Genomic DNA, 12893 nt, shown 5'->3' on the forward strand with positions numbered 1-12893 from the left:
AAGCTCGTCAATATTTCGGCTTCAATCCGAGGTGGGCGCGATTGTCTGTGTGCGGGCAGGCCGGCGACGCCGCGTAATACTGCTTCAGCGCCGGAACGTCGAGCACCTGCATGCCGACGCGCGACGTATAGAACCCCATCAGCGTGTATTCGCGCATCAGGCGGAAAAATGCCTGCCCGTCTTCTTCGCCGAGGCGGTGGCGCTCTTTGTAGGCCAGGTTACTGAGCATCTCGGTCGCCGGTTCGGCGCTGAGGTCGAGAAAGTGCGCGCCATAGACCTTAATGGCGTGTGCGTTCATCCAGGTCAGGCCGCGACGAAACTGTGGCTGTAGCGGCGGGTCGCTGGCAACCATGAAATCGATGAACTCGCTGACGCCGGCTTCGCGCGCGCCGGGCGTGTCGTCGGTCGGAATAATCAACTCGCTCAGGCGAGCCACGAGGCGGTATTCATCCGTCGTGAAGAACTGCGGCTTGTAGGCTTCATGCTGCGCCGCTGCCGCCGGCTTTTGCTGAATCGTGTGGACGTGTTGCCCATCAGCGGCGTGATCGTGAGCGAAGGCCCACTGCTTAAACCCCGGAAACTGGCTTGCTGTCGCGGCGAGCGCGAGAATGCGCAGCACGTCGCGGCGCTCGATGCTTTGACCTGCCATCCGTCGACCTCCGTGGAAGGCATCACATCATAAAAGGCGAAGGAAGGCAATGCTGGCGGCTGCGCTCGACGCCAGGCATGGCAGACCGCTCGCGGTCATGTTATCTTCTGGCCGTTGCCGATCAAAACATCTTCAAAAGAGAGGACATCATGAGCAAATACCGCCTCGCGTTGTTACCGCTGTTGCTCTGTCTGCTGATGCTGCTCGCGTCGGTTGCCGGCGCGCAGACGCCAAAGCCGGGATTCGCCGACGGCTTGCTGGGCCGCTGGGACTTGACCGTGCAGGAAGCCAACGGCTCATATCCGTCGTGGGTTGAAATCTCGCTGCGCAAAGAGACCGAGCTGATGGGCCGCTTCGTCGGGCGCTTTGGCAGCAATCGCCACATCGCGCAGATCGAATATAAAAGTGGCGAGCTGCTCTTCAGAATCCCTGTGCAGTACGAAACGAACGCCCACGACCTGGTCTTCAAAGGCAGGCTGAACGGCGACCGGTTGGAAGGCACGACCGAAAGCGCCGACGGCAAGACTTTGCACTGGACGGGCGTGCGCGCGCCCGACATGATACGCACCGCCGCGCCGCGCTGGGGCAAGCCGATTCACCTGTTCAACGGCAAAGACCTCACGGGATGGCGGCTGCGCTCAACCGAACGCGGCAACTGCTGGAGCGCGACAAACGGCACGATGACCAACAACGTCCCCTGTGTTGACATCATCACCGAACAAAAATTCACAGACTTCAAGCTGCATCTTGAATTCAACATCGTCGCCGAGAGCAATAGCGGCGTTTACCTGCGCGGACGCCACGAGGTGCAGATTGAAGACAGCTTTGGCAAAGCCTCTGACAGTTTGCGCATGGGCGGCGTCTACGGTTTTCTGCGCCCGGTGGTCAACGCCTCGGGGCGACCGGGCGAGTGGCAGACTTACGACATCACTTTGATCGGGCGGCGCGTGACGGTGGTGCTGAACGGCAAGACCATCGTTGACAACGCCGAGATACCGGGTATCACCGGCGGCGCGCTCGAAAGCGACGAAGGCGCGCCCGGCCCGCTGATGCTCCAGGGCGACCACGGCAAGGTCATGTTCCGCAACATCGTCCTGACGCCGGCGCAGTAAACCGCCAAGACGCCAAGAACGCCAAGATAGATTTACTCTTCTTGGCGTTCTTGGCGTCTTGGCGGTTGATAGGTTTGCCTGTTTGACATTGAGCCCTAGTTTCGGATACTCTGAAGGCCCGTGAAGGGAGAAGCGATTGCGATCATCCCTGCGCGGTACGCCTCGACACGATTGCCGGGCAAACCCCTCCTCCCCATCAAGCAAATTCCTTTGATATTGCATGTCGTCGAGCGCGCCGCGCGAGCGCAGTCTGTCGCGCGCGTAATCGTTGCGACCGACGACCAGCGCATCTTCGAAGCGGTCACGGCGCACGGCGCGGCCGCAGTCATGACCAGTGCCGCGTGCGCCTCGGGCACCGACCGTATCGCCGAAGCCGCCGCCCAGCTTGATGCCGAAATCGTCGTCAACGTGCAGGGCGACGAGCCGTTGATCGAGCCGGCAACCATTGATGCGGCCATCGCGCCGCTCATCGCCGATTCACAGCTTCACATCAGCACCACCTCAGAGCCCATCACCGATGTCGAAGATGTGTTCAACCCGAACGTCGTCAAAGTGGTTACAAACCATCAGGGGTTCGCGCTCTATTTTTCGCGCTCGCCCGTGCCGCACATCCGGCCCACCCCCGGCCACACCCTGGAGCAAGCGTTGCGCATGGATGCGAGCTTGCTTCATCATTATCGTAAGCATTCGGGACTCTATGCGTACCGCGGCGAGTTCTTGCAAGCCTTTGCCCGCATGCAGCCGTCGCCGCTCGAACGCCTGGAACAGCTCGAACAGCTGCGCGTGCTCGAACACGGCTACCCCATACGCGTCGTCGCGGTCGAGCATCGCTCGATTGGCGTGGACACCGAGCAGGATTATCAACGAGTCAAGAGGATGATTGAGGAGGATCAGGTATGACCAAGTTCATTTTCGTCACCGGCGGCGTCGTCTCCAGTCTCGGCAAAGGGCTGGCGGCGGCGTCTATCGGCTGCCTGCTCGAAGCGCGCGGCCTGCGCGTCACCTTACAGAAGCTCGACCCTTATATCAACGTTGACCCCGGCACCATGTCGCCTTTTCAGCACGGCGAAGTCTTTGTCACCGACGACGGCGCCGAAACCGACCTCGACCTCGGCCACTACGAGCGCTACACGCACGCGCAGTTGACGCAATCGAACAACTGGACGACCGGGCGCATCTACCTGTCGGTGATCAACAAAGAGCGGCGCGGCGATTATCTCGGCAAGACGATTCAGGTCATCCCGCACATCACCAACGAAATCAAAGACGCCATCCGCGCCGTCGCCGAGGGCCCGGACGTGGTGATTGTCGAAATCGGCGGCACCGTCGGCGACATCGAGAGCTTGCCTTTCCTGGAAGCCATTCGCCAGATGGGCAACGAAATCGGGCGCGAAAACGCGCTCTTCGTTCACCTGACGCTGGTGCCTTATATCGCCGCGTCGGGCGAGTTGAAGACCAAGCCGACGCAGCATTCGGTTAAAGAGCTGCGCGAGATCGGTATTCAGCCCGACCTGCTCTTGTGCCGCTGCGACCGCCCGCTGCCACACGACATGAAGGCGAAGATCGCCCTGTTCTGTAACGTCCGCGAAAACGAAGTTATCACCGCGCAGGACGTGCCGACGATCTATGAAGTGCCGCTGATGTTTGCGCACCAGGGCCTTGATGACATGATCGTTAAGAAGCTGCAACTGGCAGCCGGCGAGCGCAACCTGACGAAATGGACGGCGCTGGTCGAAACCGTCAAGAACCCTGACGCGACGGTGAGCATCGGCATCGTCGGCAAGTACGTCGAGCTGGAAGATTCATACAAGAGCTTGCACGAAGCTCTGGTGCATGGCGGCGTCGCCAATCGTTTGCGCGTACAGGTGCGCTGGCTCGAATCCGACGAGCTGATGGACGACCCGAACTGGGAAGATCGCTTGCGCGACTTTGACGCGATCCTGGTGCCGGGCGGTTTCGGCAAGCGCGGCATTTCCGGGATGCTGCGGGCGATCAATTACGCGCGCCGCGAGCAGACTCCGTACTTCGGCATCTGCCTCGGCATGCAATGTCTGACGATTGAATTCGCCCGCAACGTCGCCAGCCTCGACGGCGCCGATTCGACCGAATTCGATGACGACACGCCGCACCCGGTGATCTTCAAGCTGCGCGATTTGATCGGCGTCGAGCAGATGGGTGGCACGATGCGGCTCGGCGCGTATCCCTGCAATCTGAAGCAAGGGTCGCTGGCGGCGCAAATTTATGGCGCGCCCGAAATCAGCGAGCGCCATCGTCACCGCTACGAGTTCAACCCGCGCTATGAAGATGAGCTTGGCGGGCACGGGCTGGTCTTCTCCGGCAAATCGCCCGATGGCAAGTTCATCGAGATCGTCGAGCTGCCTGACCACCCGTGGTTCCTGGGCTGTCAGTTTCACCCGGAGTTCAAGTCGAAGCCGCTCGACCCGCACCCCCTGTTCGTGTCGTTCGTGAAAGCGGCGTATGAACATCGCCTGCGCGACGAAGCGAGCAACGACCCCGAAGAAGACACGGCCCTGGCCCGCGAAGCGACCGCCGATGATCGCGGCTGGAAGCTCAACGCTTCGGGCAGCGAATCATAAGGCGGCTCATGTGGCGCAAGCTGTTAGCTTGCGCGAGATTCGTCTTTTTGCGAGTCCAAGCGCAAGCTAACAGCTTGCGCCACTTCCAAAGGAGCAAAACAACTTATGTCCGTTTCGTTCACCGGTCGGCCAGAGCCGACCGAGCATGCCGAATACTATGGCCGCTACATCGGCCTGGTGCCCGAAGCTGATCTCTGCGCGGCGATGCAGGCACAGACCGAGACGACGCTGGAATTCCTGCGGGCGCTTCCCGCCGACGCGGGCGAGCGACGTTACGCGCCGGGCAAGTGGAGCATCAAGGAAGTCATCGGCCACATGACCGATGCCGAGCGCGTCTTCGGGCTGCGGGCGCTGTTTTTCGCGCGCCTTGACACGGCGGCGCTGCCGGGATTTGAGCAGGACGATTGGGTAAGTGCGGCGAGCTTTGACGCCGCGCCGCTTGCTGAGCTGATCGATGAGTTTGAGTATGTGCGGCGCGGCAGTCTTTACTTCTTCAAGCACCTTGCGCCCGACGCCTGGCTGCGGCGCGGCACGGCCAGCGACTGTGAGTTCACGGTGCGGGCGCTGGCTTATGCGATGGTCGGCCACGAACGCTACCACCTGGAGATTCTGCGAACCCGCTACCTTGATTAACGACGCCCATTGATCGCCTCTAAACAACCGGCGATGGTCTTATGCTTTCAGAATGGACTGAAGCCGCGGCCGGCCGAGTCTTCCGCCGGTCGGTCTGCTTCCGCGTGTTTGAAGGTGTCAAGCAGTAGCCGTTCGACGCGCCGCGCTTCGGTGATGCCGGTGAAGCCGATGCGCTGGATGTTGCGGTTCATGGTCGCCGTCGCAAACATCACGTCGCCTTTGCCGTTGCTCCGTTCGGTGCGCTCGATCAGCCCGATGTCGGGCGCGGCAAAAGATTGAACCTTGCGGGCGCGCGCGCCTGTGATAATCATTGCGCGGCGGTTGCTGATGACATACACCGTGCCCTGCGCTCGGCGGTAAGCCCAGTAAGGCGACAGGAGCATGCCGATCCCGACCAGCACGAACGGCACGCCGAACAGGCCGAACAGTGACGGCCAGCCGATCTCCCTTTCGCCCCAGAAGAGTCCCGACGCCGCCCCCGTCCAGAAGAGCGCGAAGGCCGTCCACGGAATGCCGAAAAGCATAATCGCCAGCCCGCCGAGAATTTGCCGCTTCGGGTCAGGACGGCCATGCCAGAGCAAGCGCTCGCCCGTGTCGAGCTGCGCCTGCGCCGTCTGCTGCGCTTCATAGTCAACATTCATCATAAGCGGTTCACCGTCACACCCGATGATAGCCGAGGGCTGATGCGACGAAGCCTAGCACAACCGGGCGGCGCGCCGGAACAATAATCAGTGGATCGTCGGCTATCACTTCAAGTTCTGAGCGGTGGGCCGATAAATTACGGCGCAAACCCGACGCGTTTAAGCAAGGCTTTGAACTGCGGCGTCGCGCGCAGGCGGTCGTAGATCGGGTCCGTCGCCAGATAAATCAAATCGCCGGCGCGCTCTTCGTAAGCCCGCTGTAACCATTCGAGCGCCCGCGCGTCTTCGCTCAAGCCCAGATAAACATAGGGGATCACCTGCGCTGGCGCCGCCGCCTTCTGTAACTCGGCGAGCGCCTGCCGCGCCTCTTGCCGGTTGCCGGCGACGGCCTCGGCGTAGGCGAGCCGCGCCAGCGTTCCGGGCGCGTTCGCCGACAGCAAGCGCGCCCGTCGCAAGGCGGCAATCGCCGGCTCGTACATCTGCTTGGCCAGGTAGGCGCATCCCAGGTGCTGGTAAAAGAGATAGAAGCCCGGATCGGACTCTATGGCCTGCCTGCCCAGGCTGATGGCTTCGTCGTACTGGCCCGCCAGATAGGCGACCCAGATCGCCGAGCTCTCGATGACCTGCGAGCCGGGGTCGAGCTGCCGCGCCGCCTGCAACTGTTTGCGCGCGTCGTCAAAGCGGCCCAGAGCGGCCAGGCACAGCGCGTAGAGCTGATGGGCTTCCGGCAGGTTGGGGTCGAGCTCGATGGCCCGTTGAATCTCGCCCGCCGCCTCCGCCAGATTCCAGTCGTAGTACATGCGCACGGTGCCAAGGGCGACGTGCGCGCCGGCCAGCGTCGCCTCGATCTCAAGCGCATGCCGGGCCATGCCTTCCGCCTGCGGCATGGCTTCCTTTGACGGGACGAAGCCGAACAGGCTTTGCAAGCTGTAAGCGGCGGCCAGCCCTCGATAAGCCAGCGCGTACTGCGGGTCTTTCTTCAGCGCCTGTCGCAGGTAGTCTATGCTGGTGTTGAAGGCTTCGCGCGTCCGCTTTTTCAGATAATAGGCGCCCTTCAGATAGAGCTGATAGGCTTCGGCGCTCTCTGTGTAATGTCGGGTCAGCAGGCGTCGCGCTTCGCCACTCAATTCCAGCGTCAGCGTCCGCGCCAGTTGCTCGGAAACCTGATCTTGCATGGCGAGGATGTCGGCCAGCTTAACGTCGAGGATGTCTTCCCAGAGCGACGCGCCATCCGCCACTCGAATGAGCCGCACGTTGACGCGGATGAGGTCCTGCGCTCTGCGCACAGAGCCGGTCAGGACGGCGTCGACGGCTAAGGCCCGCCCGAGCGCCACCGGGTCTGACTCATGGCTCGCCTGCCTGACCACTGTGCTCATCGGGCGCACGACGATCTGGCGCGTGCTGCTGAGCCGCGTGATCAGATCGTCGGCGATCCCCAGGCCGAGGTACTCCTGATCGGCATCGGCATTCAGCGGCGCGAGCGGCAGCACGGCGATTGAGCGAATCGGCTCTTGCGGCGGCCCGTGTCGCTTCGCAAGGTAAGCGGCGATCCCCAGCGAAAGCAGGATCAAGAAGGCCGGCAGCCCCCACCTCAACGCCGCGCGCGGTCGGCTGTGACTGGCCTGGCCGCCCGCCGATGCGTCGAGGGCCGCGTCGGGCGCGACCGGCTCGCTAGAGGTCGGCTGAGCCGTCACCGCCGCATGGGCGCCGTTGCCTTCGCTGACCGGCGCGACGAAGCGGTAACCGCGCTTGGCCATCGTCTCGATGTACTTCTGACCGTCGGCCCCGGCGCTGAAGATTTTTCGCAGCACGTAGATGTTCTGTGTCAGGTTGGATTCTTCGACCGCCGTGTCGGGCCAGACCCGGCGCATCAGCTCGTCCTTCTCCACCACCCGGCCCCGGTTCTCAACCAGCAAGAGCAGAATGTCGAAGGTCTTGGGTTGCAGCGGCACCACGTCGCCGCCGTGCAGCAGCAAACGATTCTCGACGTCCAGGCGGAATGGGCCGAAGTCATAAAAGTTACTTCTTATGGTACTTCGGGACATCTTGAAAACTTCCTGAGAAAAAATTGAGCGCCGCTTGAAGACTCCTTGTGGGCCGCCGGGACAAGCTGTGACGCGTCTCCAGCCGACCTCGCCCGGCTGGGGAGTAGCGCCAGTCTAGCACCAGGCTGAAGCGAAGGCAACGGCCCGGTAAACGGCAGACACGGGCGCGGAGATGGCCGGTGGCCCGAGGGCCGCGCCGCTTCCCGCGCCCCGCTTTCCGGGCACCCGCCCGGCCAATTAGAGGGCAATTGAAAGGAGAATGACAATGCCGAGAACACAGTTTATTCCATCACAGCATGGATTCCATTTCAGGAACGATTTCGTCAACACGATCCTCAAATACCCGCGGCTAGAAACCTATGGCCTGTGCGGCGGCATGGCGCTGGCCGCCTTGCGGTACTACATCAACCGATTGTCGGTCCCGACGCATACGGGCGCGGATTTCGGCGCTGGCCTGACCGTGCCGCCCGAAGGCTCGCGGCTGCGGCAATTCATTTACGACAACCAGATGATCAGCTATGGCCCGTTCGGCCTGCTGAGCGCGGCCAACTGGGTCACCCTGCCGGGCGTGACCTTCGACACGCAATTCGACTGGAGCTTGAAGGATGAATTCCCGCGCATCAAGCAACAGCTCGACGCCACTCAGCAGCCGCTCGTGCTGGGCCTGCGCGGCCGCCGCGAGGGCGACCCGTTCGGCCATCAGGTGCTGGCCATCGGCTATGACGAGAACCCCAGGCGGGTTTACCTGTACGACTCCAACTACCCGGACGTCGAGATGATGATTTGCCTCGACGAAGCCCGCCGCCGGCTCGTCCACTCGCGCTCGGATGGCAGCGGGGCGAACGCCGACCTGTACGCTTCGTTGTTCATCACCGGCTGCCCCGTGCCCGCCGAGCGCCCGACCTACATCGACCTGGGCCTTCAGGAAGGACTCATCCTGCGGACGGCGAGCGCCACGCCGCGCGTCGGCGAGCGCCTGGAAGTCGAAGTGTTGGTGCGCAACTATGGCGACTACCCGGCCCACGTCAGCCAGCTCTACATCTACGTGCGCGACCCCATGGGCAACAATCACGACGAGCTGCTGGGAGGCGGCGATGGCGACGCCAGCCCCATCCCGCCCGGCGGCGAGCGGCGCATCCGCCGCGTCAGCGAGCGCTTCGGCGAAGTGCCCGGCAGTTACCGCATCGGCGTCAGCTACCTTTCGGCTCAGGGGAAGTGGGTCAGCCTGCCGCCTGTCGCCGGCGGCACGCGGTCGGAAGTGCCGCTCGACGTTCGGCCCGTAAGCCCGCCGCCGCCCGTCGGGACATGGTATTCGCTTGGCAGCGTCCTGACTTCGCCGCCGGCGGTCGGCACTAATCAGGATGGCAGGCTACAGGTCTTCGCGCGCGGTATGGACAACCGCGTCTGGAATCTCTACCAGCGCGCCGCCAACGTGCCCAATAACTGCTCAGGCTGGGAGCAACTGCCGGGCGATCAGACGTTCCGCGGCCCGGTCGCGGTCGTCAAAAACAACTGGCAGAAGCTGGAGATTTTCGGGCTCGGTCGTGACAACGCCATCTGGCACCGCTGGCAGAACGAGCCGAACGCCCGCGACGCCTCGCACTGGAGTTCGTGGTCGAGCCTCGGCCAGGCCGCCGCAGGGATGCAGGGCGACCCGACCGCCTGCCTGAACTGGGACAACCGCATAGAGGTCTTCGCCGTGGCCTCTGACAATCAGGTCTACCACATCTGGCAGCGCTGGTTCGACGCCTTCGGGGCTCCCTGGTCCGGGTGGGAGGCGCTGCCCGGCCAACGCTTCAGTGGCCGCGTCGCCGCCGCCACCGACGCCGCCGGGAGGATGCACGTCGCCGCCCGCGCGCTGGACAGCTCGGTCTGGGTGAATTACCAGGTGACTCGCGGCGGCAGCTGGTCGGGCTGGGTCCCCTTCAATGGCCAGGTGCAAGGCGACGTGACGCTCGCCAAGAACATTGACGGGCGACTGGAGTTGTTCGCCCACGGGATGGATAACCGCGTCTGGCACCGCTGGCAGACGACGCCTAATGGGAACTGGAGCGACTGGCAGCCTTTGAACGACAGCAGCCGCCCGCAAGCCTACCTGGCCGCGTCCGCGAGCATCGTCGCCGCGACCAACCATTCGGGGCAGCTCGAAGTCTTTGTCAGGACCGGCAGCGGCGAGCTGATGAACATTCACCAGATGTCGGGGTTCCCTTACTGGACGAACTGGGCGACCATCGGCGTGGGCTTCACTAGCGACGCGGCGGTGGGCATTGACCCGAATGGCACCATCGAGGTCTTTGCGCTCGGCGGCGGTCGCGACTTGCTGCACCAGTGGTTTGGGCGCTAAGCCGCGACCCGGCGCGGGCTTCGATCAGGCGGGATGGCGGCGCGCCGCCATCCCGCCTCGTACGCGCGGGAATTATAAACATTCCGGCGCGGATTGTTTTATCGCCGCCCCTTGCGTTAGGCTCCATGGCGGACGTTTGTGGAGTAGCTAAGGAAACGAGGACTCCCGACGTTGAGTAAGATTCGCGGCATCATCCTTGACATTGACGGCACGCTGGTTGACAGCAACGACGCGCACGCCCGCGCCTGGGTCGAAGCGTTCGCCGAATTTGATATCAACATTACATTTGAGCAGGTGCGCTGGCTGATCGGCATGGGCGGCGACAAGCTGATGCCGAAGGTATCAGGCATCAAGGAAGACAGTTCCGAAGGCCAGGCCATCAGCCGGAAGCGCGGCGAGATATTCAAGGCTCGCCACCTGCCCCACATCAAAGCTTTCCCGCAGACCAGAGCCTTATTGCAACGCATGCGCGACGCCGGCTTGAAGCTGGTCGTCGCCAGCTCTGCGAAAGAGGACGAGCTGAAACCGCTCTTAGAGATTGCCGGCGCGGCGGACTTGATCGAAGAGAAGACTTCATCCGATGATGCCGATCATTCCAAGCCCGACCCGGATATCGTCGAGGCGGCGCTCGATGGCGCGGACTTTTCCGCGGACGAAGCGGTGATGTTGGGCGACACGCCTTACGACATCGAAGCGGCAACGCGGGCCGGCGTCCGCGTGATCGCCTTCCGCTCGGGCGGCTGGGACGACACAGGGCTGAAGGGCGCGATGGCGATTTACGATGGTCCGATAGACTTGCTGGCGCATTACGACGAGTCGCCGCTCGGTCAAGAATGAAAGCGTAGCATCAAGCTCACGCGATGCGCGCGCCGCGCCGCACGATGATCTCGGAGCCCGCGGCGACAAACGCCGAGCTGGGCTCGCCGCGCAAGGCATCAACGAACTCCGCGCCATACACCCCGCGCACGTCGCAATCGAGCGCGCCGGCGCTCGCCTCCCAGACCTGCCAGCGCGGGTGCTCGACGCGGTATTCGACCGTGCCGCCGTCGCGCTGCATCGCATAGCCCCAGTAATGCTCGGTGATGAACTCGGCTTCCGAGCCGTCAACCAGCGGGCGGGCCGCGCCCACGGTTTCGGCGCGCAAGCTGTTCCAGCGTCCCCCGGTTCGCCAGCCGTATTCGACCACGCCGCGGCCGGTCGTTGATTCGTCAAGCTCCGTGTGATGACGCATCGGCCAGGCCGTATAATTCTCGTTATAAAACAGCCGAGCGCCGAGCGCGACGGCGCGGCGCGGCACGATCTCTTTGATGAAGACGACGCCGCGCCGCCAGCCGTCTTCGCTGTTGCGCCGCACATAGAAGCGCAGGTTCACTTCTTCAAAGCGGACGTGAAACGGAATCTTGATGCCGAGCACGCGGGTCTCTAAGAACATGAAGCCGACGACGCTCACCATCGTCTTGCCCTGCCAACTGTCAAGCTCTGTGCCACGCGGCAGACGCGCCGCCAGCAGCCGTGGGTCTATTTCGTAATTGAGCATCGCCAGTTGCTTCCACTGGCCTGTGAGAAAAACCGGCGCTTGCTTCATGAGTGTTCTGTGTGGGCGAGATTACATTGAATCAACGAAGCGCGCGCGCACGTCGGGCGACGGCACCGGACAGCTATCGTGCTTGCCGAACAGCCGGTAACGGTAACGCGCGAACAGGTCATAGAAGAAATCGCGCACCGGGCGCGGCAAAACGTGGAAGACGAGTAGCAGCTTCCACCAACCGCCTAAGTAAGCCACGACGCGCAACGCCGCGGCAGAGCGGATGAAGATGCGCTCCTCGTTGGTATCGGGTGAGCTTTCGACCAGAACGACTGAATCTATATTGTCCAATTCGCGGTGTCGTGTCTTGATCGCTTCGCCATAGGCGCTCTGCAAGGCCGCAAAGCGCAGCGTGCCGCGGCGGTCATGGCGCAAGATCATCTGCACCATCTGGTCGCAGAAACCGCAGACCCCGTCGTAGAGCAGCACTTGATTCATGTCGTTCACTCAGCGGCGAAACAGTAACGATAGAGTCATCGCCAGGCCGATGAAGATGACCGCGCCGCGCGCAAAGCGCCGACCCATGCGCCGCGCTAATCCGGCGCCGCCGTAGCCGCCGGCAATCGCGCCGACCGTCATCACCAGGGCCGCCGGCCACTGCACAGGCCCCCATATCATGAAGTAAAACGAGGCGATCACGTTAATGCAAACGGCGAAGAAGTTTTTTAAGCCGTTCATCTGATGAATGTCCGTGAGTCCGAGCAGGCCAAGCACCGCCAGCATCACGATGCCATTGCCCGCGCCGAAATAACCGCCATAGGTCGCCGAGAAGAATTGCAGGATGATCGCGCCCGCCCACCACGCCCGCCCCGGCTCCGTGGAAGCCGGCGGCAAGGGCTCTGCTGCACTTGTCGCCGGGTGATGCGGCGCGGCGCGCTTTTCGTCATGTCTTTGGCGGCGCAGCCAGCGCATCACGGGCTCGCCCGCGGCAAAAAGAATCGTCGCGAAGAGGATCAGGAAAGGCACGATGGCGGCGAATGTGCTGGACGGCGTCTTTAGCAAGAGCAGCGCGCCGACCAGTCCGCCGGCGACCGATGACGGCGCCAGCCATTGCATGAAGCGGCGGCTGTCGCGCAGCTCGCGGCGATAACCGACCATGCCGCCGAGCGAGCCGGGCCATAGCGCAATCGTGCTGGTGACGTTCGCGGCTTTCGGGTCAATCCCCATCCAGATGAGCGCCGGGAAAGTGAGCAACGTGCCGCCGCCGGCCACCGAATTCATCATGCCGGCGACGAACGCCGCGCTGAAAATAATCACGCCCTGCCAAACATGAATCGTCACCGGATT

12 protein-coding genes are annotated in these 12893 nt (G+C 62.9%); 6 read left to right on the forward strand and 6 right to left on the reverse strand.

Annotated elements, in window-relative coordinates:
- Positions 1-7: 7 nt before the first annotated feature.
- The gene (locus VJ464_16450; GenBank protein HKQ06726.1) at positions 8-649 is read right to left on the reverse strand and encodes a gluconate 2-dehydrogenase subunit 3 family protein; all 642 of its coding nucleotides are present in this window, start codon (positions 647-649) and stop codon (positions 8-10) included.
- Between the two features lie 149 nt (positions 650-798).
- Between VJ464_16450 and VJ464_16455 the strand changes: the two genes are divergently transcribed.
- From VJ464_16455 to VJ464_16470, 4 genes are all read left to right on the forward strand, one after another.
- Entirely contained in the window at positions 799-1761 is a 963-nt protein-coding gene (locus VJ464_16455) for a DUF1080 domain-containing protein (GenBank protein ID HKQ06727.1), read from the forward strand.
- 135 nt (positions 1762-1896) lie between these two features.
- A complete protein-coding gene (kdsB, locus tag VJ464_16460; GenBank protein HKQ06728.1) occupies positions 1897-2661 on the forward strand; it encodes a 3-deoxy-manno-octulosonate cytidylyltransferase in 765 nt (254 codons plus the stop codon).
- Positions 2658-4358 (forward strand): CTP synthase, encoded by a 1701-nt coding sequence (locus tag VJ464_16465; protein HKQ06729.1) that lies wholly within the window; start codon positions 2658-2660, stop codon positions 4356-4358. The genes kdsB and VJ464_16465 overlap by 4 nt, the downstream gene beginning before the upstream one ends.
- 105 nt (positions 4359-4463) lie before the next feature.
- Positions 4464-4991, forward strand: a complete 528-nt coding sequence (locus VJ464_16470; GenBank protein HKQ06730.1) for a DinB family protein — start codon at positions 4464-4466, stop codon at positions 4989-4991.
- A gap of 47 nt (positions 4992-5038) precedes the next feature.
- On the opposite strand, the gene VJ464_16475 is transcribed toward VJ464_16470, so the two are convergent.
- Entirely contained in the window at positions 5039-5635 is a 597-nt protein-coding gene (locus VJ464_16475; protein ID HKQ06731.1) for a hypothetical protein, read from the reverse strand.
- A gap of 134 nt (positions 5636-5769) precedes the next feature.
- Entirely contained in the window at positions 5770-7677 is a 1908-nt protein-coding gene (locus VJ464_16480) for a winged helix-turn-helix domain-containing protein (GenBank protein ID HKQ06732.1), read from the reverse strand.
- Positions 7678-7942: 265 nt separating this feature from the next.
- Between VJ464_16480 and VJ464_16485 the strand changes: the two genes are divergently transcribed.
- Complete coding sequence (locus tag VJ464_16485) at positions 7943-10021, forward strand: hypothetical protein (protein HKQ06733.1); 2079 nt, start codon at positions 7943-7945, stop codon at positions 10019-10021.
- Between the two features lie 171 nt (positions 10022-10192).
- Positions 10193-10858, forward strand: a complete 666-nt coding sequence (locus VJ464_16490) for an HAD family hydrolase (GenBank protein ID HKQ06734.1) — start codon at positions 10193-10195, stop codon at positions 10856-10858.
- A gap of 16 nt (positions 10859-10874) precedes the next feature.
- Here the strand turns inward: VJ464_16490 and VJ464_16495 are convergent, their stop codons facing one another.
- The 3 genes from VJ464_16495 to VJ464_16505 are packed head-to-tail and all read right to left on the reverse strand — an operon-like array spanning position 10875 to position 12887.
- The gene (locus tag VJ464_16495) at positions 10875-11606 is read right to left on the reverse strand and encodes a DUF2071 domain-containing protein (GenBank protein HKQ06735.1); all 732 of its coding nucleotides are present in this window, start codon (positions 11604-11606) and stop codon (positions 10875-10877) included.
- 21 nt (positions 11607-11627) lie between these two features.
- Positions 11628-12053, reverse strand: coding sequence for a DCC1-like thiol-disulfide oxidoreductase family protein (locus tag VJ464_16500; protein ID HKQ06736.1), 426 nt, complete (start codon positions 12051-12053; stop codon positions 11628-11630).
- The gene (locus VJ464_16505; GenBank protein HKQ06737.1) at positions 12054-12887 is read right to left on the reverse strand and encodes a sulfite exporter TauE/SafE family protein; all 834 of its coding nucleotides are present in this window, start codon (positions 12885-12887) and stop codon (positions 12054-12056) included. It lies immediately after the preceding gene.
- Positions 12888-12893: the final 6 nt, after the last annotated feature.

The organism is Blastocatellia bacterium, assembly GCA_035275065.1.
GTDB lineage: Bacteria > Acidobacteriota > Blastocatellia > UBA7656 > UBA7656 > DATENM01.